Raw genomic sequence first — 25,451 nt, forward strand, 5'->3', positions numbered from 1 at the left:
GAGGATAAGCTGATGAGCAACCCTTTTGAATATGAAGACAGCAATTATCTGGTGTTAATGAATGATGAAGGACAGTATTCGCTGTGGCCTGCATCCATTCCGGTACCGGCAGGTTGGACCCAGATGCTGGGGAAGGCCAAACGACGTGTATGTCTGGATTACATTGCGGAGCAATGGACTGACCTGAAGCCGCTGAGTCTATGTGATGAAACGGGGATGCCGGGCATGATTCATGAGGTTGGCAGATGAGGTTTCGTCTGAATCCAAAGGCAATTGTGAGCATTGTGTATGTTCTGGCGATGTTTATGGTTGCCATGGATGCAACGGTCTTAAACGTAGCGCTACGAACCATTAGTGAAGAACTGGGGGTTCCTCCGGCTGCTGCGGGTACCTTGAATGTGGGGTATTTGGTGAGTTTGGCTGTATTTCTGCCTGTCGCCGGATGGCTTGGTGATCGATGGGGGACGAAACGGGTTTTCCTGTCGGCACTGACACTTTTTACAGTATCCTCTGCGCTTTGTGCAACGGCTGATCATCTAGGCACATTGACAATTTTCCGCATTTTGCAGGGAGCAGGGGGTGGTCTGCTTACACCTGTAGGGATGGCGATGCTGTTTCGGACCTTTCCTCCGCAGGAACGGGCCAAGGTATCTCGCATGTTGGTACTGCCCATTGCCCTCGCGCCAGCTCTCGGGCCGATTGTGAGCGGATTGATTGTGGATCAGCTATCGTGGCGCTGGATTTTCTATGTGAATCTGCCCGTCGGTATTCCAGCGGTGATCTTCGGCATGCTGCATCTGAAAGAGCACAAAGAACAGGGAGCTGGTCGACTGGATCTACCGGGGTGGTTATTATCTGCGCCGGGACTCGCACTGACGATGTATGCGCTCAGTCAGGGAGCGCTGCGAGGATGGACGTCACCGCTTATTATGGGAGCGGGCTTTGCAGGCAGTCTGCTGCTGACGTTGCTCGTCGTAGTGGAGCTGCGCGCGAAGCAGCCGTTGCTTGATCTGCGTTTGCTGAAGCACCGACTGTTCCGCTACACAGGCTTGGTATCCGTATGTGGGGCAGCAGGGCTGTTGGGTATGCTGTATGTGTTTCCGTTAATGTATCAAAATGTACTACAGGCCTCTGCGCTGGAAACCGGGCTAACGACATTCCCGGAAGCGCTAGGACTGATGATTGCCTCTCAGCTTGTCCCTTGGACTTATCCACGGCTGGGCCCGCGGAAGCTGATCTCGATGGGTTTGATCTGTACGGCTGTTATCTTCATTACGCTTAGTCAAATCACAGTGGATACGAACCCCTGGTTCATCCGTTCATTATTATTTGGCGTAGGAATTTTCTTGGGACAGACGGTAGGAGCAGTGCAGATTGCTGCCTTCGCCCAGATTCCGCCTGCATCCATGGGACGAGCTTCCACCTGGTTCACGGTGCAAAATCGTCTGGGGTCAGCCATCGGCATGGCTTTGCTCTCTGCTGTTCTGGCAGGCGTGGGTACAACAACGGTGACTACGACAGGCACGATGGAGCCAAATATGCTGGCGTACCGTTTGGCTTTGCTGGGGGCAGCTGCATTTCTGCTTATAGGGCTATGTTTTGCCCTGAAAATCCGCGATGCGGACGCAGCAGCTACGATACGGAAGACACCGGTTGGAGGATTATTTGGCAAGTTAAAACGTTCGTCCACGGTGGGTTCAGAATCGGTGGCAAAGCAAGAAGGGTAGGATTGAGTTTGTTTAACGAAGCAACGAAAGCTAAGTAGACGTTGTTACCTGAAAGAGTTTCGATAAAATAAGAGCGAGTCATACCGGACAAGGGCAAATTTGTCGCCGGATTGACTCGCTCTTTTTCTTGATCGGTTAGGTAGTTGGTTAACTACACCAACTCCGTATACAGATCCTCCAAGGTTACCACTTCCGGCTTGATCGGGAGCTCTCCCCCAGCCGAACAGGCTGCCAACATATGTCCATCATCCAGTCGCTGACTGTGAAAGCGATAGTCCCCGGCCTGCTCGCAATGCCAACCCCCTCCCTTATCGGGAAGGATGGCGAAGGAATCCAATGGTATGGACAGTCCCATACCGACTGCCTTGATATAGCTTTCCTTCAGCGTCCATAGACGGTAGAAGGTCTCCTGCTGCATCTCGGCGGGCTTTGCAGCCAGGAACTGGCTTTCAGTTGGAGAGAAAAACCGCTCTGCAATCTGCATGTCGATGGGAGCTATTTTTTCCACATCCACGCCGAGTTCACCTGTACCCCCAGAGATCAGAGCAATCCAATCGCCAGAATGGGAGACGTTGAATTGCACACTGGAATGGTGGCTGAGCGAAGGTTTGCCGTAGGAATTACGGGTAAAAGAAAGATCAGTTGGCCTCAGGCCGGTTAACTTGCTTAGAGTCACACGAGTCAATATCTCTCCTAGCACGGAGCGATACGCGTCAGCCTGACGCATAAAACGTGAAGCCTGAGCACGTCGCTCGGCAGAAACTTGCGACAGAAAGTGGTTCCAGTACGCCTCGGGCAATACTTCTGGAACTTGGAGCACACGAATAGTTATCATCATTTATCACCTGTGCACATATTCGGCGAGGATCAATAACTTTCCTTTATGTGGAACATCAAGTTCATGCTTCTTGTGCTTGTTTCCATTCCGTATGCGCAGCCTGTACTCGCTCCCACATGTCTTGACATTCCAGTTCACTGTAATTCACCAACGGTTCATGGAATACTTCAGTTAATACGTCACGCCATTCGTTGTAGGATTGGATCTCTGTTTTTCGGATTCCTTCGATATCATGTGTTCGGAGCATGCATCCACGTAATTCATGACTGCGATTCTCATCCCGCTGACGAAGCAAAAATACGTTATGCCAAGGTGATTCGACCGCCCGACTGTAGAATTCATGCTTTGGAATGAACTCTTCCAGACTGGTGATTGCTTCAGGAGCATAGTCCACACCTTCACTTGGCCCATTCGGCTCGTATTCAAGCCGCCATCCCCCAGCAGCAACAGGTGATGGCATCAATTGATACGTAAACGGTGCTGAACCATAGGTTCCATAACGAAGTGGCAGAGGTTCGAAGGGCATTCCGCCTAGACCTACATCCACAATCCAGCGCTCAACTGTCGGGTCAGCATTTGGTAAAAGGACAGATAGACCGAGATGGAACGAGTTCACACGTGGTTGTTCTCCATGGGGCTGCACACCCCCACGATGCCAATCAACCGTATAACCCAGCGAACGGAGAAGAACACTGAATGCACCATTTAGATGAAAGCAGTAACCGCTGCGGCCTTCTAATATAAGTTGGATGGACTCTTGAAGACCGATTCCCGCAGGACGATCTGCAAAAATATCGACCGTTTGCCAGGATAGATAGTGCACATGTGCTCGTTGGAGTTCAACTAAGAATTCCAGTGTAGGTTTCTTTATATCATCAATGCCGATCCGTTTCAGATAGGCCTGTATTTCAGATGGATTCAAAAGTTCATTCATCTAGATCACCTCATGTCATATAGTGGGCCGCACGCAATGGTTATAAACTTCTGATGCCCTGAGTTCATTGTAAAAGTGAGCGGACGAAAACAACATCATCAGTTGAGTAGATTGTAACGGTACAATTATGAGTACAGCTTTGAAAATCATCTCAAGAGATAAACATGGTACTGATGTCAATGAAATACAATATATGGATGAGCTATTTCTTTTTCTGGGGTATGCTAACCCTTTGGAGTGGATATAGGTTAGAATATAGATAGATAGCAGGATTAGGAGATGGAAAAATGGCTAATGATGAAGTGATTTTGACACAGGAAGGCTTGGAAAAGCTGGAGGACGAACTGAGGGATTTGAAGACGGTTAAGCGTAAGGAACTGGCTGAGCGTCTGAAGCTCGCGATCAGTTACGGTGACCTGAAGGAAAATAGTGAGTATCATTCAGCCAAAGATGATCAGGCCTTTATGGAGACTCGAATTTTGATCTTGGAGAAGATGCTGACGAAAGCAAGAGTCATCTCTTCAGACAATATAGACTCCAACAAAGTGAGCATTGGATCGACGGTGTTGCTTAATGACATTGAGTTCGCCGAGAAGATTGAATATAAAGTGGTTGGTCCTGCCGAGGCCGATGTTGCGGATAATAAAATCTCGTACGAAAGCCCGCTTGGCAAGGAATTGATGGGCAAAGAAGTAGGCAGCGTCATTCATGTAAATGCTCCGATGGGCGTTATCAAATATGAGTTGCTTCAAATTAAAGTGTAATAAGAGAACGAGGTGCTCCGCAGTCATGAAAGTGGCTGAGGGAACACCTCTTTTTTATTGTATTGAGGTTGAGTTTTAGAATGATTTACGTCATTTTAACTTCATACGGTTGGACATCTAGACTTTATCACATACTGTTTCTAGGGGAACTTATGGGATGAAGTTTTTCGTGTGTATTTTTATGTAAATAAATAACATTTCGACAAATTTCGATTTTCGAATGACCTGACACGTGGAGTAGTATATAATTACGGGAAAACTTTAAAGTGATGGAGTAGATACGATGAATTTTAGTAAGCCTAATCTGGATCAAGACAACGCTGGCAAAGGGGAACGGTTCTCCCAAGCAGGCTTCATTCTTGCCGCCATTGGTAGTTCCGTTGGTCTGGGCAACATGTGGAAATTCCCGTACATTACGGGTGAGAACGGAGGAGCGGCGTTTTTCCTGCTCTTCATTGTGTGTTTACTGCTGATTGGTCTGCCAGTTCTTCTCGCTGAACTTGCGATTGGTCGCAGTGGCAGAGGTAGTGCAGCTACAGCTTTTATCAAAGCTGGTGGACATAAAGGTTGGCTCGCAGCGGGATTGCTGCAAGTATTGACGCCGTTTATCATCCTGTCCTTTTATGTCATTATTGCGGGCTGGACATTGCAATATGCAGTGACTTCCTTCAGTGGAACATTGTTTAACAATCCGGATTATGCCGGACAGTTCAATTCCTTCGTAGGTGGCTATATGCCAATCGTGTGGCAACTGGTTTCGGTTCTGATCACAGGCTGGATTGTGGCCAAAGGCGTATCTAACGGAATCGAGAAGTTCAACAAGGTACTGATTCCAGCGATGTTGGTACTGCTGATTATACTCATGATCCGTGCAGTTACCTTGCCGGGTGCAGGTGCGGGTGTATCATTTTTCCTGAACCCAGACTTCTCGCAGCTTACAACCGAATCCGCACTGGTTGCGCTCGGACATGCCTTCTTCTCCCTGTCACTCGGGATGGGTATTCTTGTAACCTACGGTTCATATGTGGATAAAAATCAATCCCTCGGTGCGGCTACCGTTGCCGTCGGTGCGGGTGATCTGATCTATGCGCTCATTGCAGGTCTGATTATCTTCCCAACGACCTTCTCGTTCGGTATTGCACCTGACCAAGGGCCGTCATTGATTTTCATCGCACTTCCGGCTGCCTTCTCGGCCATGCCGCTTGGATTCCTGTTTGCGGGATTGTTCTTTATCCTGCTGGCTATCGCGGCATTGACGTCGGCTGTATCCTTGCTGGAAGTTCCGGTGAAATATTTCATGGAACGGTTGTCCTGGAGCCGCAACCGCGCGGTATGGGTGATTTCGCTCGCGGTCTTCATCGTGGGTCTTCCTTCGGTATTATCGCTCGGATTGCTGCCTGAATGGACGATTGGGTCGAAGAGTGTATTCGACTGGATGGACTTTATGGCGTCCAACATCCTGCTGCCTGTCGGTGGACTGCTTGTGACGATTTTTGCAGGATACTTTTGGAAAACGGCTGCGGAAGCCTCGGGCCTGCGTTCCGGATGGTTCCGGGTGTGGTTGTTCATGCTGCGTTACGTGGCACCAATCCTGGTTCTGCTGGTTCTACTGCACACATCCGGTATCATTCACTTCTAGAAGTGAAGACCACATAGGCATAAATGTTGTCTGTTGTGCAGATTTACCATGGATAAAACCTCTTGGAAGAAATGCAAAAGCCCTTGTTTTCCCTCGTCAATTTTGGGACAATACGGAGTAGAGGTTTTTTGGGTAGGACCGATAAGCCATATGCTTTTTTGCGAAAAGAGGATTATACAATGAACAAATCATCCATATATGGATTAACATTAGAGCAATTACGTTCCTGGCTGCCGGAGCATGGGCAGAAGAAATCCCGTGCATCCCGGATCTGGGAATGGTTATATCAAGAGCGTGTACACGACTTTCCCGCGATGTCCGATGTCCGTCAGGAATGTCTGGACGTTCTCTCCGAACACTTCACAATGAACTCGCTAAGCGAACATGTGAAGCAGGAATCAGCAGATGGTACTGTGAAATTTTTGCTTCGGATGCAGGACGGCAACCTGATTGAAACGGTATTAATGCGGCAAAAATATGGACTTACCGTCTGTGTGACCACACAAGTCGGTTGTAATATTGGCTGTAGCTTCTGTGCGAGCGGTCTGATCAAGAAGAGCCGTGACCTGACTGCTGGAGAGATTGTGGAACAGATTATGCACGTACAGCGCCATCTGGATGCAGCAGGTCAAGACGAGCGGGTAACCAACGTCGTTGTGATGGGTATTGGTGAACCGTTTGATAACTTCCAGCACATGAGTAATTTCATCGAAGTCATCAAGGATCGCAAAGGACTGGCACTTGCAGCGAAACGGATTACCGTATCCACAAGTGGGCTTCCGGACAAGATCAAGGAATTTGCAGACAGCAGTCTGCAGGTTAACCTGGCAATCTCTCTGCATGCACCTAATAATGAACTGCGTACACACATCATGAAGATCAACCGGGCTTTCCCAATTGAGCAATTGATGGATGCAGTGGATTATTATCTGGCTACAACGAACAAACGCATCATGTTTGAGTACATCTTGCTACGTGATGTTAACGATCAGCGTGAGCATGCCGCAGAGCTGGCTGAACTGTTGTCCAGTCGCAGAAGTATGGTTAGTGTTAATCTAATTCCATACAATCCGGTGGATGAGCACAGTCAGTATCAACGGAGTACAGAAGAGTCGATTCTGGGCTTCTATGATACGCTCAAAAAGAACAACATCAACTCCACTGTACGTATGGAGCATGGTACCGATATCGATGCTGCCTGCGGACAGTTGCGCAGTAAACAAATGAAGAACAACGCTGTCGAATCCGAGCCAGACCGTCTGGCACTGGGATAAAACACAACGCGGGGCTGGCAGATAAGTAGAATGCTTGGTTGTTATAATCAGTGCCTGTACTCTGTACGTGCCATCTACCGTTGTTGGATCGCGAATGCGTTGCCTGAATACAAAACGCCTCTGTATATCACTGAGAAGTGATGACCGAGGCGTTTTTTGGTGTCATTATTTTAGTTTTTTGGTCATCAGCAGATGGGGAATGCCGTCTTCCATAAATACGTCAGATGCAGGCGCATATCCGAGGCGCTCGTAGAACCCGGAAGCTTGCACTTGTGCGTGTAGTTTGGCCTTCTCAAGCCCCTGAGCGAGAGCCATCTGCTCCAGCTTGTCGATCAGCACACGACCCAGACCATGTTTGCGATAATCGAGCATGACACAGATTCGTTCCAATTTGGCGACCTGTTCCACCACGCGCAGTCTGGAAGAAGCGGCAGGTACACCGTCCACGTAGAGCAGAATGTGGCGTGCTTCCGCATCTAATGTATCATAAGCGTCGAATTCATCCGTAGCAGGAACGCCTTGTTCCTCAACGAAAATAGCTGTGCGAATCGCGAAGCAGGCATCAAGCAATTCCTGGTTATTAACTTCAACAATCGTTGTATTCATGAATGTTTCTCCTTTGGGTGAACGTAATGTTATCCTGACGTGATAAACTGGTACATAACAGGAATGTGGAACGATTTTCGTTCCATGTATACGGTTTGAGCTATATGTTTAAAATTGAAACCATTTCAACTGTAGTTATACCATCAATTATGTTGCGAATGCAACAATTTAATAGGGGCGTGAATGTGTTGACTGAGAAAAAAGAAGTACTGCGTGAGATTGGCATGATTGCCCGCTGTCTGGATTCCATCAGTAATGTTGAGTTTCAGCATTTGAACCTGTCCCGTGGACAATATCTATATCTGTATCGAATCTGTGAGAATCCGGGCATTATTCCGAATCAGCTCGCTGAACTGATCAAAGTGGATCGCACGACTGCGGCCAGAGCCATTAGCAAACTCGAATCGGATGGATTCATTATTAAACAGTTAGCAATGGGTAATAAGAAGAATAAAGTGTTGTATCCCACCGAAGCTGGGCTTGAAGCATGGGAATTTATTCGAAAAGAAGGCGTGCATTCAGATCAGGTGACGCTGGATGGTCTGACAGAGGAAGAGATTGAGACAGCCATTCATCTTCTCAGACGGATGCGCCATAACATTGAAGTGGACTGGAAGTTTGTCAAAAAGGGTGGACGACGGCCCTACATGGATAACCTCGAATAAATGCGAACTTTAGATGTGTCGCAGTCCTTGACCAGAAGGGTTAGGGGGTCACAGTCGTATACGTGCAGGAGGAATGGCGTGAAGATCATATTTCGAAAAAAACGAACGTGGCTGGTCCTAATGCTGATCATTATTACCGCAGCCAGCGTGATGTTGTTAAGGGAGCGTTTCCTAATGAACGAAGTATCCCCAACGGTATCTTTTATCCAAAAGAGTATGACCAACCCTAACGGGACACTGGCTACCTACTTACAGGATGCAGCTTCGGAGGAAGCAGATATCGTTGCGGGTAGAGAGGCACTGTCGGAGTCACTCGGTCTGTGGATGGAGTATGCCGCAGCGAGCGATGATCAGGCTATGTTTGAGCAGAGCTACAAGCAACTGACGACCTACTTTCTCACGCCGCCAGATCCGTATATCGCCTGGAAGCTGGATGCCAAGGGTGAATCCCATGTGACGACCAATGCACTCGGCGATGATCTTCGCATTATAGGCGCCTTATTGCAGGCAGCAGATCAGTGGGAGCAAGGGAGAGAGGCAAAGTTGGCGACAGCAGCAGCCATTTCCCGAGCCTTAACACAGTGGGCTCAAAAGCAAGGATATTTAGTGGATTTTCACGATTTTGCAGGCGGACATTCAACGGACACGCTAAGCCTGGTCTATGTAGATCTGCCTGCACTTCAAGCGATGGAAAAACATCAAATAGTGGAACCGGGAACCTATGAGAGGTACGAAGCGCTGCTGAAGAAGATGCCTGACGATGGATTGTTCTATCCAAAGACCTTCGATGTGGTCCGTAAAGATTATACGTATGATGATACCGTGAATCTGATCGACCAGTTGATCGTGGCGAATCATCTAACGGTGACCGACCGCAAACCGGACAAGCTCATTTCTTTTTTGAAAAAGGAGTTCAACACCCGGCATCAGCTGCCTGGACAGTATAAGCGAGAATCACGCACACCTGCCGTATCTTATGAATCTTCATCGGTATATGGCCTTGCCATCTTACTCGCTGTGCGTTCAGGTGATCCAAAATGGGCCAAACAGCTGTATAACCATATGATCACGTTGCGAGGTCAGGACTCTCGTTATCCAGGAGGATATGTATTTGACGGCAACACACATCTGTTCGATAATCTTTTTCCTTTGTTGGGAGAAACGAATTTACAGAAAAACATTAAAAAGTAATGATTTTGTCATTTTATAAACTGTTCAATGTGTTAGCATAGTTTTGTCTAATCATGTCATAAAATGTTGAAAAATAAGAGAAGTGAGTTTGAACAAGCGTTCTAAAAATTCAACGGAGAGAAGGAACTATGAGAAATAAAGCACCTACCCGCCGTATGGCATGGGGATATGCCCTTTTAATTGGACTAGCCGTAATGCAGCAACTATTGATTTATCTTAAAGTGTATATGGATCAGAGCTACACTACAGGGGATGTGATTTTTAGTATCGTGTCGCTGGGTGTATTGGTATTTGGTCTTTTGCTGCCTGTTGGCGTATCCGTCGTGGCGGGCTTTGTATACCTGGTCTCCTATTTTGTGTGGCTTGTTACTTACGCTGATGCGAATGTGCTCGTGTTCTCCTGGTGGTTACTCATCCCGGCCAACGTTGCTGTGGCCGCGTTCATCAAGGCAAGCCTGCTGCGCAGTGCACGTGTAGTGGAACGTCTTCAGGATATGCAGGATCTTAACCCCGAAATCGATCTGGATACCACGCTTGGTAATAAGGATGCTCTGGCAGATACGTTAATTAAACACAGTAACCTTGCTCGTCGGTACTCCGAAAAGTATGGATTCAGCATTGCCATGTTCAAGATTGAATTTTTGCCACTGGTGATGGAATCTCTTGGCTCTGTCCGGTATGCACAGTTCCTGCTTGAAATTTCGAATACGATTCAGAAGCAGATTCGATATGAGGATTATAAATTTTTCGTGGATCGCGGGCGATTTGTCATTTTATGTCCGATGGCGAATGTGGAATACCTGCCCGTTCTTACAGAGCGAATCAAAAAAGCGATAATGGATCTTCACATGATTGATAAAAAGGGAAATGAGCTGCAGACGGTGATCAGATCCGGCGCTCTGGTATTCCAGAAAGAGCAATTCAGCAAGTATGAGGATATAGACGCGGTTATCGCTGCCCTTGAACGAAACACAGAGACCGATCTCATCGGTGAATATATATAAGTTATATAGTTCAACTAATCATTTACACGATAACGGAGAGAACAGAAATAATCTGAAGAAGCGTAGCGTTCGCCTAAAAGCTTTCTGAAAGAAAGCTACATCGGAAGCATACGCTTATCCCTGGATTTTCCCTTATGAAGAAGGGAATCAAAAAAATCTGGGGATAACAGCGATCGGAAGGCTGTTCTGTCCTCGGAGTGTCAGTGTAAATAATCTTAAGTTGAACTTATGTAACGGGAAGGAGAGAGGCGCTGTGGACTATATGTCCTGGTTCATCCCGATCTGTATCGCCGTCAGTTGTTTATTCGCGGTATTTACGATTTGGTTAACGATTGCAACCCTTCGTTTTCGATCGAAAGTTATTCGCAAGTATGATCGGAGGAAGGTAAGTGGCTGATTTTATTTTAATATTATCGATATTTAGTATCTGGATTGCCGTATTTGAGTCGATTGTTATTATGGCGGGTGCGATTCGTTTTATTAATAAACAGGACAAAAAAGGGATTCAGATCCCTGACAATATGGATCATTATCCGACAGTCACAGTCATGGTTCCTGCACACAACGAGGGTCTGGTCATTGTGGCGACGGTAGAGCACATCCTGCGCCTGAATTATCCGGAGGATAAGGTTCAAGTCATCGTGATCGCGGATAACTGCACAGATGATACCGCAGAGAAGCTGAGATCATTCCTCAGTCAGACCAGTTATATGCATCGTAATGTGATGGTAATGGAGCGAAAAGGAACAGGTGGCAAGTCCGGGGCATTAAATGACGGACTGGAAATTGCCACGGGCGACTGGATCTGTATCTTCGATGCAGATGCCGCACCTGAACGGAATTCACTAATGTTTTTGGCGCAAAAATCGCTTGAGAACCCTGAACAATATGGTGTTGTTTTTGGTAGAAACAAAGCACGCAACAGAGGTCAGAATTTCCTCTCCAAATGCATCAATCTGGAAATCATTACTTCGCAACGTGTGTATCACACGGGTCTGTGGGAATTGTTCCAGCTTGGTTCCATCCCGGGAACGAACTACATTATCAAAACCGAGTTAATCCGTGAAATTGGTGGTTGGGATGTCACAGCCATTACAGAAGATACCGCGTTGTCGTTCGAGATTTTGAATCGAGGACAGTTTGTGGCGCTTGCGCCGCAAGCAGAAGCCTATCAGCAGGAGCCGGAACAGCTTAGTGTATACATGAAACAGCGTGAACGCTGGGCCAAGGGGAACTACCAGGTCGTACTGGATAACATCCATAATCTGTTTAACCGCTCCAGTTGGCGTAATAAGTTGCTGGTCATCTATTATGCCGTCAGTTATTTCTGGTTCATGCTTGCGATCATTGTATCGGACATCATATTCCTCGTGAATCTGGTTTATCGAGTCATTGCTATATTCAAACCGGAGGTAAGTTCACCGTTCCAGTTTGCTGGAGATGCGTATGTGTTCCTGGTCATTGGTTGGGCACTCATGTACTTTATTTACGTGTTACAGATCAATCTGGCTCTTGCCGCAGATATTGGACAGAGCAATACCCGTAATTTCATCTACGCCTGCGTGTCGTACTTCACGTATGCACAGCTATTCATCTTGATCTCGATCAAGGCATTCTACTCGCTGTTGATGGACAAGATTCGGAAACGCGAGAGCAAGTGGTACAAGACGCAACGTTTTGGCTAAGCAACGATAAGCGTATAAGGGTAAGGCAGAAAGGCTGCTTGCTGGATAATTTCAAGCAACAGCCTTTTTGTTATAGCCAGGCACATCCATATTCTGTATACTCTTACAGGCTGTAAGTAGGAGCATGCTTAACAGAAATGGGGGTTATGCAATGAAGGGCAGAGGATCGGACTTTTACGATATTGAAGCGAATTTCGAGAAGTATATGGAACGTCGCAAGTGGCAGGAGAACGCCAATGATACATTGGAGAAGCCGGTGATGCTGGAGTTGATCGGAGACGTTGCTGGCAAGAATATACTGGACCTCGGTTGTGGAGATGCAAGGTTCGCCGCAGAATTGCTGAGTGGAGAGTGCGAAGGTTCGACGTATACGGGAATTGAGGGTTCTGTGAATATGATTCAAGCAGCTAACGAATCAGTAAAAGGATTGAATGCCCGGATTGAGCAAGCGTTCATGGAAGATTGGACCTACCCGACCGGAGTGTATGATCTGGTCATATCCAGACTGGCTGTTCACTATATTGAAGATGTGGAGAGCCTGTTCCGCAACATATACGATACGTTGAAAGAGAATGGGACATTGGTATTCTCGGTAGAACACCCTGTGATCACGTCCACGCTGCAACCCTCTGGGACTCGAACGAATTGGGTGGTTGATCAGTATTTTGTGGAAGGATTCCGTGAGCAGCAGTGGCTCGGCGGTTCTGTAAAAAAGATGCATCGTTCCATTGAATCGTACTATATGGCGTTACAACGGGCGGGGTTCCGTGTTGAACATTTACGTGAGTCAGCACCTCAGCGCGCACATTTTATGAACGAAGAAACTTATCTGCGCAGGCAGCGGATTCCATTGTTTCTTTTCCTGGCTGCCCGGAAATAGATCGTGGAGAAGAATATAGAAGGACATAGCTAAGTTATACTCAAAAAGTAGAAAGTTCTACACAGAAAACAGTGGATAACACTAGATATAGGAGTAAAAAGCCCAAAATCTATCCACATGTGGATAAGATATTGGGCTTTTTAGTATTCTGTTTCTACACCTATGCTACGTTTGCTGTGTATAACCCCGCGATTATGAATCCGCCGTAGCTCTGACATAGACACGTTCCCCGTGCCGATCAACTTCCACGGGTGCCTCGAAGAAGTTGCTCAGCACTTCTGTATTCATCAGATCGCTGGTTAATCCACTATTGACTATTTCACCCCGGCGAAGCAGGAGGCTGTGACTAAACACAGGCAATATTTCCTCGGTATGATGGGTGACATAGATGAGTGAAGGGGTATCTGGACGCTGTGATAATTCACGGATGCTGTCCAGCAGTCTTTCTCTTGAGAACAGATCCAGTCCATTACAAGGCTCGTCCAGAATGAGCACACGCGGATTGGCCATGAGTGCTCGGGCAATAAGAAGTTTCTGTTTCTCGCCTTGAGAACAGGTACGATATTCGCGATCCCACAGGTGCGGACAGCCCAGCGTTTGCATCAATTGTTGTGCCTGATCCAGATCATCATCTGATAGCTTGTCATATAAGCCAATGGTGGCATGTTTACCGCTGATCACCACATACTGTGTGCGGTCTGTGCCGTACAATTTCTCTTGCAGAGATGAGCTGACCCAGCCGATGGATTTGCGAAGCTCTCTCAGATCCACATCGCCATATTCATGGCCTAGCACGGATATTTTGCCTTCGGTCGGCCACAGATACCCGGTGATCATGTTCAAGAGAGTTGTTTTGCCGGAGCCATTCAGGCCAAGCAACGCCCAGTGTTCGCCGTCGTTAACCTGCCAGTTGACATCGTTCAGCAGGGTAAGAGGTCCCCTTTTCCACGTGACATGCTGTACATCAATAATCATGCGTTATTCCTTCCTTCTGTTATCCTCAATTGTCCTAGGTGTATTGTAGCCACAAAATCAGTGAGGTTTCAACGGTCATTACGCTGTTCTTACCGTTCCAATATGATGAGGAAGCAATGGAATATCGGAAACAGGTGTAGATTTCAATGGGCAGTCTCGCGTATGCGGGACTGTATTTAGAACGTTCCAGGCATGACACTGATTTTTGTTGTTGCCAAACATTGAAGACTTTGCTAAGATGGGAAAAAGTTTATGTAAGCGTATACATTTGGATTAAAATTACAACGTTGTAATTATGGTTTGAGCATTGGGTGAAGCGAATAAGTTCTAGTCAAAATGATAAAATAATAGCAATTTATCAATGGTAGTAGAATTGATATAAGGATAATTATAATCCATGTACCAATTATGAAGGCTATACTCGTTTGAAAATTCAAACGTTGTAATTATGAACGAAGGGAAGCGATTTAAGGTGAAGAGACGCATGTCTACGTTGTTCAGCTTGATCAGACGGGATAAATATTTGTTGCTGATGTTCTCGCCAATTTTTCTGTATTACCTTATCTTCATGTACCTTCCGATGCCTGGTGTGCTGTTGGCATTTCGCAATTTCTTGCCCGGACAGGGCATGCTCAGCGGGGAATGGGTGGGATTGCGCTGGTTCGAACAGTTCGTGAATTCCATTTACTTCTGGCGACTGCTGCGTAACACATTTCTGCTGGCCTTCCTGCCACTCCTGTTCGGGTTTTCCATTCCGATTTTATTCGCGGTCTGCATCGTGGAGATCAAGAACCGGACATTCAAGCGATTTGCCCAGACCGTTACGTACCTTCCTCACTTCATCTCCACCGTCGTTGTAGCCGGCATGATTATCAACTTCCTGTCACCAACAGATGGCATTGTAAACACCCTCATTGCCAAGCTCGGTATGGACAAAGTTAACTTCATGATGGAGGCTGGCTGGTTTCGAACCATCTTCACCAGTTCCGACATCTGGCAGAGCTTCGGCTTCAGCTCCATCATCTACATCGCAGCCATTATGGGCATTGATCCCGAGATGTACGATTCCGGCAAAATTGACGGGGTCAACAAGTTTCAGGAGCTCTGGCACCTGACCCTTCCCAGCATCAAACCAACAATCGTCATCCTCCTGCTTCTATCGCTTGGCGGCATTATGAGCGTAGGTTTTGAGAAAGTATATCTGCTCTACAACGGAGCTACTTACGAAACTGCTGATGTATTGTCGACCTACGTCTACCGGATGGGAATTGAGGGACAGAATTACGGCTTCGCCACAGCAGTGGGTTTGTTCAACTCCATTATCACATTTGTGCTGGTCTTTGCAGCCAATTCCATGACCCGACGCCTCACCAAGATGTCACTCTGGTAACACCATAATTGAACCAAAAGGAGATCCTGTATGCAAAAATCGAGTAGTGACCGGTTGTTCTACGGATGTGTCTACCTGCTGACCATACTGGCGGTCGTGATTACGTTGTATCCCTTCCTGTACGTGATCAGTATTTCATTCAGCTCGGTGGATGCAATCGACAAACAAAAAGTCGTGCTGTGGCCTGTCGGTTTCACCCTGTCAGGTTATCAAATGGTCCTGCAATACAAGGAGTTGTGGGTGTCATTCTACAACACCGTCTGGTACACCGTGGTTGGCACACTGTTGAACATCGTGGCAACATGCCTCGCCGCCTTTCCGTTATCGAGACAGCAATTTTTTCTGCGTAGAAAACTGAATTTTTTCATTGCCTTCACGATGTATTTCTCGGGGGGACTCATTCCGGTCTATATGCTCATTACCTCACTTGGACTGTACAATACCCGCTGGGTCATGGTGCTGCCTGTGCTGGTGATTACGTTTAACGTCATGATCTGCCGCTCGGCTTTTGAAGGCATTCCCAATGAGATTTTCGAGAGTGCCAGTATAGACGGGGCCAACGAGCTGACAATGCTGTACCGTCTGGCGGTTCCCATCATCAAGCCAACACTGGCCGTACTTACCCTGTACTATGCGGTATTCCACTGGAACAACTTCTTCTCGGCCCTATTATATTTGGGCAAACAGGATATGCAGCCCTTACAGATGTTCCTGCGAAGAGTGCTGATCATGGCTTCGCCGGAAGTGATGCAGAAGATGGGAGGTACGATGACTTCGGGCGCACTGGCGGTCTCCTCCCTTCAGGTTCGTTATGTATCCATTGTGGTCAGCATTCTGCCGATTGTTACGATCTACCCGTTTATCCAACGGTACTTCGTTAAGGGCATCACCCTCGGAGCCGTGAAAGGATAGCTTTAATTACTTAAGTGTCATGTCATTCAAGGGAGTTCAAAGTGGTTCATACCTAAGGAGGAATGATGGATGAGATTTAAAGGGGCAGGAAGAAAAAGTGTAATGGCAGCGATACTGGCAATCAGCCTTGCGGGTTGTAGCGGTGGAACAGAGGCGGGCAATGATGCGGGAAGTACCCCAACCAGCTCGGAACCAGCATTTAATTACACTGGTGCAGGTCCTGTAACCGATCAGCCGGATGCTAAGTTGTCTGTTCTCGGAACCAACGCATGGACGACCAATGTGGATCTGTCTACCGCCGCCATTGTGAAGAAAATCGAGAGCAATGCTGGTGTTGAGGTCGATTGGGATCTGATTCCACCACAGAATTACGCGGATGCCGTGAATCCGAGGCTGGCTGCGGGTACGGGATTGCCAGATATCGTATATCTGCCGGATCAGGATCAGCTCATGAAATACATCAACAGTGGCCTGTTTATCCCGATTAACGAACTGGTGGATAAGTACGGCGTCAATCTCAAAAAAATATATGAAAAGTCCCCTTCGGTTAAAGCCAGTTTAACGACGCCAGATGGTAAAATGTATTATATCCCGCAACAGACGCTCACCCGAAACTATATGCCTGTGTTTATGATCAATCAGCGCTGGCTGAAGCAGCTGGGATTGAACGAACCGACTACACTGGATGAGTTCACGGCGATGCTGCGCAAATTCAAGACGGATGACCCGAATGGCAACGGGCAGGCTGATGAAATTCCGCTGTCCATGGAATCGAAATTTGTGTCGATGGCCTTTGGCCCGGCGTTTGGACTTGATCTGTCCAATCAATTCTATGCAGACGATCAGGGCAAGGTACATTTCAGCTATTATGAGCCTGCCTACAAGGAATATCTCACCTATTTAAACGGACTGTACAAAGAAGGCCTGCTTGGCGTGGATTATGCCAGTACGACAAGTGATCAGGTGACCTCGCGCATCTCTCAGGATGTGACGGGAGCGACGTTTAATTTTAGCTGGTACATGTCGATGGTCTACAGCCCGCTCTTTAAGGATTATGATCCGGCAGAGCCCATTTTCAAAGGCATCTTGCCACTAAAAGGACCGCATGGCGATCAGTTCTATGTAGGACGTACACCGGTAAGTGGCATCTTCGGCATTACACGTGACAGCAAAAATCCGGAGCTTGCTTTCCGTTTCCTGGACTATGCCGTAAGTGAGGAAGCGCAGACGTATTATACGTGGGGTATCAAGGACGATACGTATACGGAAGAGAACGGCGTGAAGACATTCACGGACAAAGGCAAAGACAATGAATACATTCAGAAGCTCGGCATCGGTCCGGTCAATCTGCCTAACATTCAATCCACCGACTCTGCTGATTCTGTCGTAGCCGAATGGCATGCCAAGCTCGATAAGGAGCTGGAGCTTTACATCCGTGAGCCGTTCCCGTTTGTCTACGCACTGCCGGATGAAGCGAGTGTGGAGAGCATGGCGATGCCTGACATCACGACATATGTGGAAGAGATGAACTTCAAGTTTATTAGCGGAGATGCGAGTCTGGATCAGTTCGACAGTTATATTGAAACATTGAAAAAGATGAATATTGAGCAGGTTATTGCAGGCAGACAGGCGCAGTATGATCGATATAAAGCTGCACAGCAATAAGTTTCCCAAGGTATGAAGGGTGTTGATTGATTTTGATAACCATTAAAGACATTGCCAAATTGGCGGGGGTGAGCTATAGCACGGTATCCAAGGCCCTTAACGATGATCCGCGGATCAAACCGGCGACGAAACAGAAGGTGCTCGCCGTTGCGGAGAAACACCAGTATCGGAAAAACATGTTGGCTCGTCAGCTCTCCACAGGCAGAAGCAATATCATCGGTTTTGTGCTGGATGAGCTGAGTAATCCGCTGTTCTCGAACATATCCGGCAGTCTGCACGCAGAACTGAAGAAACGGGGATACCAGATGATTCTGGTCGTCGCCGATGACGGGGTGGATGTCTTCAGCCAGCTTCGCGTGGACGGTTGTATCCTGTGGGACTATGCCTTGGACAATCGGGATGTATTTTGGAAAAAGTTTGCCACGCTCAACATGCCATGTTTCGTGCTGGGTACAGATGAGACACCGAACTCTCCATACATTAAGATTGATCGGAAAGAGGGCATATTCAAAGCAGTGGAGCACCTGCAATCACTGGGTCATACCCGAATCGGTTTTATTGGCAACTCGCAAAATATCAAACTGGAAGGATACAGGGAGGCTATGCAGCGCACAGGCCTGGTGTTCAACGAAGACCATGTACTGCCAGCATACTCCTCTTGGGAGGACGGATATTTTGCCATACGTCATCATACATTTGGCCCGGAGTCGCCCACGGCTTTTATCGGATTGAACAACCTGGTGACCCGGGGAGCGCTGCGGGCTTTGCTTGAAGCAGGTTATAGCGTCCCCAGGGATATCTCATTAATCGGTTACGATGATCTGCCAGATATGCAATACGCTGAGGTCGCATTGACAACCATCGGACCACCGCTGGATGAACTGGCTGCGCAGGCGGCAGAGCTGATTGTATCGTTGATCCGTGATGAACAGGTGGACTATCCGGTAGTAATTCAGCCGAAGCTGAATCATCGTAATTCAACGGCAAAGTGTCAGTAACGACGAACAAGAATGATTAGACGCACATGTGCACGTTAAGGATGGTACAACATTCAAGGAGGTGTCCGTTATGCAAGTACAGACGCAATTATCCTGGTCTGAGCGAATAGCAGAGACGATTATCCAGCAATGTGATGGGAACGGCTATCATGCGTTTCCTTCTGAACGATGGGCTTATGTTCAGGGTATGACACTAATGGCAATGGCGCAAACGGGGAAACAGTACGGTAAGGACGAGTATATTGCTTTTATGAAGAGACATATGGATATGTATGTGCAGCAAGATGGTTCCATTGCGACGTATTCACTTGAAGAATACAACCTGGATCAGATCAATCAGGGCAAAAACCTGTTTGGGCTGATGGATACTACCGGAGATCAGCGTTACACGGAAGCCGCGCATCTACTGGCGGCGCAACTTGCAGGGCAGCCCCGAACATCTGAGGGCGGCTTTTGGCACAAAAAGATCTATCCTTTCCAGATGTGGCTGGACGGATTGTATATGTCATCGCCTTTTCTGGCTCAGTATGCGAAGCAGTTCAACCGACCGGAATTATGGGATGAGGTAGCTCATCAGATTCTGCTGATTGAACGCAAGACACGTGATCCACGCACCGGACTGCTTTATCATGGCTGGGATGAATCGAAGGAACAGGTCTGGGCAGATTCATTGACGGGATGTTCGGCTCACTTCTGGAGTCGTGCCATGGGCTGGTATGCGATGGCTATTGTAGACAGCGTAGAGCATTTCCCTGTGCATCATCCAAAGCGTGGGACGATCATTGGCATCTTCGAACGGATGTGTAACGCGTTGGTTCGGGTGCAGGAGCAGGAGAGTGGGCTGTGGTTCCAAGTGCTTGATCAGGGTTTCCGCAAAGGAAATTATCTGGAAGCTTCCGGCTCTAGTATGTTCGTGTATGCACTCGCGAAGGGTGTACGCTTGCGTTATCTGGAGCCACACTTTAGAGAGGCAGCGGATAAAGGTTGGAACGGACTCACCTCCAGACTGGTGGAAGAAACCGCTGACGGAGTGAAGCTGAATGGAATCTGCCACGGGGCAGGACTCAGTCTGGACCGGGATGGATCGTACAGCTACTATGTGACCGAAGCGATTGTAAGCGATTCCTTTATGGGTATGGCTCCGTTATTGCTGGCTGCGCTGGAAATGGAGCGATTGTCATGAGTAAGCAGGTGTCACCAGATATAAATCTGGGTCAATCGATGCGATATTATACCGTTTCTCCGGATGGGACGGGTGATTATGCTACCATACAAGCTGCAATTGATGCCGCTCCGGACCACGGAACCGAAAGCTTCACGATCCGAATTAAGGCTGGCATATATTACGAGAAGCTGGATATTGAGAAGCCTATGATTCATCTAATCGGTGAGGGAGCGGAGCATACTGTCATTACATATGATGATTATGCGCTCAAGAAGTTCCCGGATGGGTCGCAGTATCATACCTTTCATTCCTACACAGCTTTCATCGGGGCAGACGATTTTACAGCAGAGCAAATATCCTTCGTTAACTCAGCCGGGCCGGGCAAGGTAGTAGGTCAGGCGTTGGCTGTGTACGTGGATGGAGATCGGGCAGCGTTCCGCAGTTGTCGCTTCATCGGCCATCAGGATACGATCTTTACCGGACCATTGCCAGAGCAGCCGCTGGATCGCAGCTACTTTGGCGGGCCACGGGATGGGGCGGAGCGGCGTAAGCTGCGTCAATATTATGAGCACTGCTACATTGAGGGCGACATCGATTTTATTTTTGGCTCGGCAACGGCTGTGTTCAAGGGTTGTGAGATCTTTGCCAAGAACCGTTTGTCCGATACGGCGATTGCGAACGGTGAGGTGAATGGCTGGATCACGGCAGCCTCTACTCCGGAGGATGTGCCTTATGGGTATGTGTTTATGGATTGTGATCTCACCAGCAATGCACCTCCTCAGTCGGTATACCTCGGCAGGCCATGGCGTAATCATGCCAAAGTCTGTTTCTTGAACTGTTGGATCGGTGCTCATGTGAAGCAGGAGGGCTGGCATAATTGGAACAAGGCAGATGCTGAAGCGACGGTTGCGTACGCCGAATATAACAGCGCCGGACCTGGGGCAGGCACTACGATGGCGCGGGTTCCCTGGGCAAAAACACTAAGTGATCAGGAAGCGGCCGAATACGCGATACCTCTTATTCTGTCCGGTGTAGACGGGTGGCAACCTTTCGGTGAGGAGAAGGGTTAATCGGCGGGAAGTCATGCTTTCTACTGTGCAAAATCAAGCAAAATCTAAGATGAAAGGCTCTCTTTCAAGTCTCTTAAGGACTTGGTAGAGAGCCTTTTTTGTGCGGTATCTTACATTTTTCGCCCCCTATAGAAATAATTTATCCCTTATCTGATTTGCATTTTACTGATTAAATACAGGGTGAGGATCTGTAAATTCCCTGTAAAATTTGGATGGTTTTTATTAAAAAAAGAACGAGAGGGAAGGTCCATTCTGGTAAGGAAGGGAGTGAAGAAGACACTCAGCGTCAGACGGTTGATAAGGCACGAATCGATCGCGGCTCACATGTAAGTGTACCATTGAAGCTTTGTTTGCAAGGTGAGAATAACCCAGTACAGGAGGGATTTTGCTTGAATAAAGCTGTTCAATTCCGCCCGGTCATTACATTCGCTTTGGCATTTCTTCTGATTATTTCGTGGTTTGCACCAAGAGTTGACGCCGCTGCCCTATGGCAGGCAGGCACCGCATACAAGAAAGGAGATCTAGTAACATATCAAAATAAAGATTATGAGTGTATTCAGTCCCATACGGCGTTGACGGGTTGGGAGCCCTCTGTTGTGCCCGCGTTGTGGAAATACGTCGGGGATGGTTCGGGAGGGGAAACGCCAACGCCAGATACGGCACCCCCTTCTGTTCCTGCGGGTCTGACTTCATCCTCCATCACGGACACCTCCGTGAGTCTTTCCTGGAATGCATCCACGGATAACGTGGGCGTAACGGGATATGAGGTGTATCGAAACGGTGTTCTCGTGACAAGCACCTCAGCTACAACGGCTGTAGTCACGGGACTGACAGCTGGTACGACTTATGTTTTTACGGTAAAAGCAAAAGATGCCGCAGGCAATACATCCGCTGCGAGCACCTCCCTCAGTGTAACGACTTCCAACGGATCTTCTAATCCCGGGCCAACCGGCAGCAAATGGCTGATCGGCTACTGGCACAACTTTGACAATGGCTCGACCAATATCAGACTTCGTAACGTATCAACAGCTTATGACGTCATTAATGTCTCCTTTGCCGAACCGATTTCACATGGCAGCGGAACACTTGCTTTTACTCCGTATAATGCGACGGTAGCCGAATTCAAATCCGATATTGCCTACCTTCAAAGCCAAGGAAAAAAAGTGCTGCTTTCCATGGGGGGAGCCAATGGCACCATTGAACTCACCGATGCGACCAAGAGACAGCAGTTCGAAGAATCGTTAAAATCGATTATTTCCACCTATGGTTTCAATGGTCTTGATATCGATCTGGAAGGAAGCTCCCTGTCTCTGAATGCAGGAGATACCGATTTCCGTAGTCCGACGACACCGAAGATCGTTAACCTCATTAATGGCGTAAAAGCGGTTAAATCTCATTTTGGAGCTAACTTCATTCTGACGGCAGCACCGGAGACGGCCTATGTACAGGGCGGATATCTGAGCTATGGCGGTCCTTGGGGAGCATACCTTCCAGTCATCCATGCCTTGCGTAATGACCTGAGCCTGCTTCATGTGCAGCATTATAACACGGGCTCCATGGTGGGGCTGGATGGGCGCTCTTACGCCCAAGGAACAGCTGATTTCCATGTGGCCATGGCGGAGATGCTGCTTCAAGGCTTTCATGTAGGCGGCAGCACAGGCCCATTCTTCAGTCCCTTGCGACCGGACCAGATTGCAATCGGTGTGCCGGCTTCCCAACAGGCTGCCGGAGGTGGTTATACGACCCCAGTCGAGCTGCAAAAGGCATTAAATTATTTGATCAAAGGCGTATCATACGGCGGTTCCTATACCCTTCGCCAACCTGCAGGTTATGTGGGTCTTAAGGGGATTATGACCTGGTCCATCAACTGGGATGCATATACAAACAACCAGTTCTCAAATGCACATCGTTCATTCCTGAATGGTTTTAGCACGCAAACAACAAAGGAGGTTGTGTACTAAATGCCCAATGTAAATAAACACACTATTTTGAAGAAAACCGCAACGTTTTTCCTGGGTCTATCTCTGCTCTTATCCGTCATTGTTCCTTCTTTTGTGCTCCAACCCGCTACGGCAGCAGCTGCAGATTCTTATAAAATTGTTGGTTACTACCCGTCCTGGGCTGCGTACGGGAGAAACTATAATGTAACTGATATCGATCCAAACAAAGTGACGCATATCAACTATGCTTTTGCAGATATTTGCTGGAACGGCATTCATGGAAATCCGGACCCTTCGGGCCCAAATCCGGTGACATGGACCTGTCAGAATGAAAAAAGCCAGACGATCAATGTGCCCAACGGAACAATCGTGCTTGGCGATCCATGGATTGATACGGGTAAGACATTTGCAGGGGATACGTGGGATCAACCCATCGCAGGCAACATCAATCAGCTGAACAAGCTAAAACAAATCAATCCTAATCTGAAGACAATCATCTCCGTGGGAGGATGGACGTGGTCCAATCGCTTCTCCGATGTAGCCGCGACGGCTGCAACGCGAGAGGTCTTTGCGAACTCTGCCGTGGACTTCCTGCGAAAATACAATTTTGACGGGGTCGATCTGGACTGGGAGTATCCGGTATCGGGTGGGCTGGATGGTAACAGCAAACGTCCTGAGGATAAGCAGAACTATACCCTGCTCCTGAGCAAAATCCGTGAAAAGCTGGATGCAGCAGGAGCTGTAGACGGCAAGAAGTATCTGCTTACGATTGCAAGCGGTGCATCGACGACCTATGTGGCCAATACGGAGCTTGCCAATATAGCTGCCATCGTCGACTGGATTAATATTATGACATACGATTTTAACGGGGCTTGGCAAAAAGTCAGCGCGCATAACGCGCCGTTGAACTATGACCCTGCGGCTTCGACTGCTGGGGTGCCGGATGCCAATACATTTAATGTGGCTGCCGGAGCACAAGGGCATCTGAATGCAGGCGTACCAGCCGCTAAACTTGTGCTTGGTGTTCCGTTCTATGGACGTGGCTGGGATGGATGCGCACAGGCGGGCAATGGCCAGTATCAGACGTGCACGGGTGGTTCTTCCGTGGGAACATGGGAAGCAGGCTCCTTTGATTTCTACGATCTGGAGGCCAATTACATCAACAAAAACGGGTATACCCGTTACTGGAATGACACGGCGAAAGTGCCATATCTCTATAATGCGTCCAACAAGCGCTTTATCAGCTATGACGATGCGGAGTCTATTGGATATAAAACCGCTTATATCAAAAGCAAAGGACTTGGCGGAGCGATGTTCTGGGAGCTTAGCGGTGACCGGAACAAAACACTTCAAAATAAACTGAAAGCCGATCTCCCTACCGGAGGTACAGTGCCTCCAGCAGATACGACGGCGCCAAGCGTACCCGGTAATGCCCGTTCGACAGGTGTGACAGCTACCTCCGTGACGCTGGCTTGGAATGCTTCAACAGATAATGTGGGTGTTACCGGTTATAACGTCTACAATGGTGCCAATCTTGTGACCTCCGTCAACGGGACGACCGCAACAATCAGCGGACTGTCAGCGGGTACGTCCTACAGCTTTACGGTAAAAGCAAAGGATGCGGCAGGTAATCTGTCTGCTGCCAGTAACGCTGTAACTGTAAGCACAACGACTCAGCCGGGAGGCGATACGCAAGCACCAACTGCACCAACGAACCTTGTGTCCACCGCGCAAACGACATCCAGCGTAACGCTGAGCTGGTCGGCATCCACGGATAACGTGGGTGTAACGGGTTATGATGTGTACAACGGAACGGTACTGGCGACAACGGTGACCGGAACGACGGCAACGATCAGCGGGCTTGCAGCAGATACCTCGTACACATTTACGGTGAAAGCAAAAGATGCGGCGGGAAATACGTCTGCTGCGAGTAGTGCTGTGACTGTAAAAACGGCAACCGGAACGACGAATCCGGGCGTTTCCGCCTGGCAGGCCAATACAGCCTATACTGTTGGACAGCTGGTGACGTATAGCGGCAAGACGTATAAATGCTTGCAGTCCCACACATCCTTGCCTGGGTGGGAACCATCCAATGTTCCTGCATTGTGGCAGGTCCAATAGTTAAAATA

At 48.1% G+C, this 25,451-nt stretch carries 22 protein-coding genes; 18 read left to right on the forward strand and 4 right to left on the reverse strand.

The features are described from left to right. The first annotated feature begins 12 nt into the window (after positions 1-12). On the forward strand, positions 13-249 hold the full coding sequence (locus tag PAHA3_RS21145; RefSeq protein WP_062836669.1) for an MbtH family protein: 237 nt from the start codon (positions 13-15) through the stop codon (positions 247-249). Then, complete coding sequence (locus tag PAHA3_RS21150) at positions 246-1,727, forward strand: MDR family MFS transporter (protein ID WP_062836670.1); 1,482 nt, start codon at positions 246-248, stop codon at positions 1,725-1,727. The genes PAHA3_RS21145 and PAHA3_RS21150 overlap by 4 nt, the downstream gene beginning before the upstream one ends. 151 nt (positions 1,728-1,878) lie before the next feature. Here PAHA3_RS21150 and PAHA3_RS21155 read toward each other — a convergent pair whose 3' ends face one another. Together PAHA3_RS21155 and PAHA3_RS21160 are read right to left on the reverse strand one after the other, a co-directional pair. Then, positions 1,879-2,562: a 4'-phosphopantetheinyl transferase family protein gene (locus PAHA3_RS21155; protein ID WP_062836671.1), complete on the reverse strand. Its 684-nt coding sequence runs from the start codon at positions 2,560-2,562 to the stop codon at positions 1,879-1,881. 64 nt (positions 2,563-2,626) lie between these two features. Beyond that, complete coding sequence (locus PAHA3_RS21160) at positions 2,627-3,499, reverse strand: arylamine N-acetyltransferase family protein (protein ID WP_062836672.1); 873 nt, start codon at positions 3,497-3,499, stop codon at positions 2,627-2,629. 287 nt (positions 3,500-3,786) lie between these two features. Here PAHA3_RS21160 and greA point away from each other — a divergent pair, with 287 nt between their 5' ends. From greA to rlmN, 3 genes are all read left to right on the forward strand, one after another. Further along, complete coding sequence (gene greA, locus PAHA3_RS21165; RefSeq protein ID WP_062836673.1) at positions 3,787-4,263, forward strand: transcription elongation factor GreA; 477 nt, start codon at positions 3,787-3,789, stop codon at positions 4,261-4,263. A gap of 283 nt (positions 4,264-4,546) precedes the next feature. After that, positions 4,547-5,902 (forward strand): sodium-dependent transporter, encoded by a 1,356-nt coding sequence (locus tag PAHA3_RS21170; protein WP_062836674.1) that lies wholly within the window; start codon positions 4,547-4,549, stop codon positions 5,900-5,902. 179 nt (positions 5,903-6,081) lie between these two features. Further along, complete coding sequence (gene rlmN / locus PAHA3_RS21175) at positions 6,082-7,176, forward strand: 23S rRNA (adenine(2503)-C(2))-methyltransferase RlmN (protein ID WP_062836675.1); 1,095 nt, start codon at positions 6,082-6,084, stop codon at positions 7,174-7,176. 165 nt (positions 7,177-7,341) lie between these two features. Here the strand turns inward: rlmN and PAHA3_RS21180 are convergent, their stop codons facing one another. Next, on the reverse strand, positions 7,342-7,782 hold the full coding sequence (locus PAHA3_RS21180) for a GNAT family N-acetyltransferase (protein WP_062836676.1): 441 nt from the start codon (positions 7,780-7,782) through the stop codon (positions 7,342-7,344). 224 nt (positions 7,783-8,006) lie between these two features. Between PAHA3_RS21180 and PAHA3_RS21185 the strand changes: the two genes are divergently transcribed. The 5 genes from PAHA3_RS21185 to PAHA3_RS21205 all read left to right on the forward strand — a co-directional run bounded on the left by PAHA3_RS21185 (position 8,007) and on the right by PAHA3_RS21205 (position 13,207). Beyond that, positions 8,007-8,447 (forward strand): MarR family winged helix-turn-helix transcriptional regulator, encoded by a 441-nt coding sequence (locus PAHA3_RS21185; RefSeq protein ID WP_371327953.1) that lies wholly within the window; start codon positions 8,007-8,009, stop codon positions 8,445-8,447. A gap of 78 nt (positions 8,448-8,525) precedes the next feature. Further along, positions 8,526-9,638: a glycosyl hydrolase family 8 gene (locus tag PAHA3_RS21190; RefSeq protein WP_235599523.1), complete on the forward strand. Its 1,113-nt coding sequence runs from the start codon at positions 8,526-8,528 to the stop codon at positions 9,636-9,638. Positions 9,639-9,766: 128 nt separating this feature from the next. Next, positions 9,767-10,642 (forward strand): diguanylate cyclase domain-containing protein, encoded by an 876-nt coding sequence (locus PAHA3_RS21195; RefSeq protein ID WP_062836677.1) that lies wholly within the window; start codon positions 9,767-9,769, stop codon positions 10,640-10,642. A gap of 389 nt (positions 10,643-11,031) precedes the next feature. Further along, positions 11,032-12,327: a glycosyltransferase family 2 protein gene (locus tag PAHA3_RS21200; protein WP_062836678.1), complete on the forward strand. Its 1,296-nt coding sequence runs from the start codon at positions 11,032-11,034 to the stop codon at positions 12,325-12,327. Between the two features lie 151 nt (positions 12,328-12,478). Continuing rightward, a complete protein-coding gene (locus tag PAHA3_RS21205) occupies positions 12,479-13,207 on the forward strand; it encodes a class I SAM-dependent methyltransferase (protein WP_062836679.1) in 729 nt (242 codons plus the stop codon). 192 nt (positions 13,208-13,399) lie between these two features. Here the strand turns inward: PAHA3_RS21205 and PAHA3_RS21210 are convergent, their stop codons facing one another. Further along, positions 13,400-14,182 carry an ABC transporter ATP-binding protein gene (locus PAHA3_RS21210; RefSeq protein ID WP_062836680.1) on the reverse strand — a complete coding sequence of 261 codons (783 nt, stop codon included), beginning with the start codon at positions 14,180-14,182 and terminating at the stop codon, positions 13,400-13,402. 484 nt (positions 14,183-14,666) lie between these two features. On the opposite strand from PAHA3_RS21210, the gene PAHA3_RS21215 reads away from it, so the two are divergent. From PAHA3_RS21215 to PAHA3_RS21250, 8 genes are all read left to right on the forward strand, one after another. Beyond that, positions 14,667-15,572: an ABC transporter permease gene (locus PAHA3_RS21215; protein WP_062836681.1), complete on the forward strand. Its 906-nt coding sequence runs from the start codon at positions 14,667-14,669 to the stop codon at positions 15,570-15,572. A 30-nt stretch (positions 15,573-15,602) separates the two neighbouring features. Continuing rightward, positions 15,603-16,484, forward strand: a complete 882-nt coding sequence (locus PAHA3_RS21220; protein ID WP_062836682.1) for a carbohydrate ABC transporter permease — start codon at positions 15,603-15,605, stop codon at positions 16,482-16,484. Positions 16,485-16,553: 69 nt separating this feature from the next. Further along, positions 16,554-18,149 (forward strand): extracellular solute-binding protein, encoded by a 1,596-nt coding sequence (locus PAHA3_RS21225; RefSeq protein ID WP_062836683.1) that lies wholly within the window; start codon positions 16,554-16,556, stop codon positions 18,147-18,149. Between the two features lie 32 nt (positions 18,150-18,181). Further along, the gene (locus PAHA3_RS21230) at positions 18,182-19,147 is read left to right on the forward strand and encodes a LacI family DNA-binding transcriptional regulator (RefSeq protein WP_167350921.1); all 966 of its coding nucleotides are present in this window, start codon (positions 18,182-18,184) and stop codon (positions 19,145-19,147) included. Between the two features lie 70 nt (positions 19,148-19,217). Further along, positions 19,218-20,330 carry a glycoside hydrolase family 88/105 protein gene (locus PAHA3_RS21235; RefSeq protein ID WP_062836685.1) on the forward strand — a complete coding sequence of 371 codons (1,113 nt, stop codon included), beginning with the start codon at positions 19,218-19,220 and terminating at the stop codon, positions 20,328-20,330. Then, on the forward strand, positions 20,327-21,382 hold the full coding sequence (locus tag PAHA3_RS21240) for a pectinesterase family protein (protein ID WP_082762937.1): 1,056 nt from the start codon (positions 20,327-20,329) through the stop codon (positions 21,380-21,382). Before PAHA3_RS21235 ends, PAHA3_RS21240 begins: the two co-directional genes overlap by 4 nt. A 389-nt stretch (positions 21,383-21,771) precedes the next feature. After that, positions 21,772-23,343, forward strand: coding sequence for a chitinase (locus PAHA3_RS21245; RefSeq protein ID WP_062836686.1), 1,572 nt, complete (start codon positions 21,772-21,774; stop codon positions 23,341-23,343). Then, positions 23,344-25,443 (forward strand): glycosyl hydrolase family 18 protein, encoded by a 2,100-nt coding sequence (locus tag PAHA3_RS21250; RefSeq protein ID WP_062836687.1) that lies wholly within the window; start codon positions 23,344-23,346, stop codon positions 25,441-25,443. Positions 25,444-25,451 lie beyond the last annotated feature (8 nt).

Origin of the sequence: Paenibacillus amylolyticus (assembly GCF_001570725.1) — a bacterium.
GTDB classification, from domain to species: domain Bacteria; phylum Bacillota; class Bacilli; order Paenibacillales; family Paenibacillaceae; genus Paenibacillus; species Paenibacillus amylolyticus_A.

Excerpts from the sequence above, each read along its gene's own strand:
- PAHA3_RS21155 (WP_062836671.1), bottom strand. The coding sequence starts at position 2,562 with ATGATAACTATTCGTGTGCTCCAAGTTCCAGAAGTATTGCCCGAGGCG.
- PAHA3_RS21240 (WP_082762937.1), top strand. The coding sequence starts at position 20,327 with ATGAGTAAGCAGGTGTCACCAGATATAAATCTGGGTCAATCGATGCGA.
- rlmN (WP_062836675.1), top strand. The coding sequence starts at position 6,082 with ATGAACAAATCATCCATATATGGATTAACATTAGAGCAATTACGTTCC.
- PAHA3_RS21250 (WP_062836687.1), top strand. The coding sequence starts at position 23,344 with ATGCCCAATGTAAATAAACACACTATTTTGAAGAAAACCGCAACGTTT.
- PAHA3_RS21185 (WP_371327953.1), top strand. The coding sequence starts at position 8,007 with ATGATTGCCCGCTGTCTGGATTCCATCAGTAATGTTGAGTTTCAGCAT.
- PAHA3_RS21235 (WP_062836685.1), top strand. The coding sequence starts at position 19,218 with ATGCAAGTACAGACGCAATTATCCTGGTCTGAGCGAATAGCAGAGACG.
- PAHA3_RS21205 (WP_062836679.1), top strand. The coding sequence starts at position 12,479 with ATGAAGGGCAGAGGATCGGACTTTTACGATATTGAAGCGAATTTCGAG.
- PAHA3_RS21210 (WP_062836680.1), bottom strand. The coding sequence starts at position 14,182 with ATGATTATTGATGTACAGCATGTCACGTGGAAAAGGGGACCTCTTACC.
- PAHA3_RS21170 (WP_062836674.1), top strand. The coding sequence starts at position 4,547 with ATGAATTTTAGTAAGCCTAATCTGGATCAAGACAACGCTGGCAAAGGG.
- PAHA3_RS21195 (WP_062836677.1), top strand. The coding sequence starts at position 9,767 with ATGAGAAATAAAGCACCTACCCGCCGTATGGCATGGGGATATGCCCTT.
- PAHA3_RS21150 (WP_062836670.1), top strand. The coding sequence starts at position 246 with ATGAGGTTTCGTCTGAATCCAAAGGCAATTGTGAGCATTGTGTATGTT.
- PAHA3_RS21215 (WP_062836681.1), top strand. The coding sequence starts at position 14,667 with ATGTCTACGTTGTTCAGCTTGATCAGACGGGATAAATATTTGTTGCTG.
- PAHA3_RS21180 (WP_062836676.1), bottom strand. The coding sequence starts at position 7,782 with ATGAATACAACGATTGTTGAAGTTAATAACCAGGAATTGCTTGATGCC.
- PAHA3_RS21220 (WP_062836682.1), top strand. The coding sequence starts at position 15,603 with ATGCAAAAATCGAGTAGTGACCGGTTGTTCTACGGATGTGTCTACCTG.
- PAHA3_RS21160 (WP_062836672.1), bottom strand. The coding sequence starts at position 3,499 with ATGAATGAACTTTTGAATCCATCTGAAATACAGGCCTATCTGAAACGG.
- greA (WP_062836673.1), top strand. The coding sequence starts at position 3,787 with ATGGCTAATGATGAAGTGATTTTGACACAGGAAGGCTTGGAAAAGCTG.
- PAHA3_RS21145 (WP_062836669.1), top strand. The coding sequence starts at position 13 with ATGAGCAACCCTTTTGAATATGAAGACAGCAATTATCTGGTGTTAATG.
- PAHA3_RS21225 (WP_062836683.1), top strand. The coding sequence starts at position 16,554 with ATGAGATTTAAAGGGGCAGGAAGAAAAAGTGTAATGGCAGCGATACTG.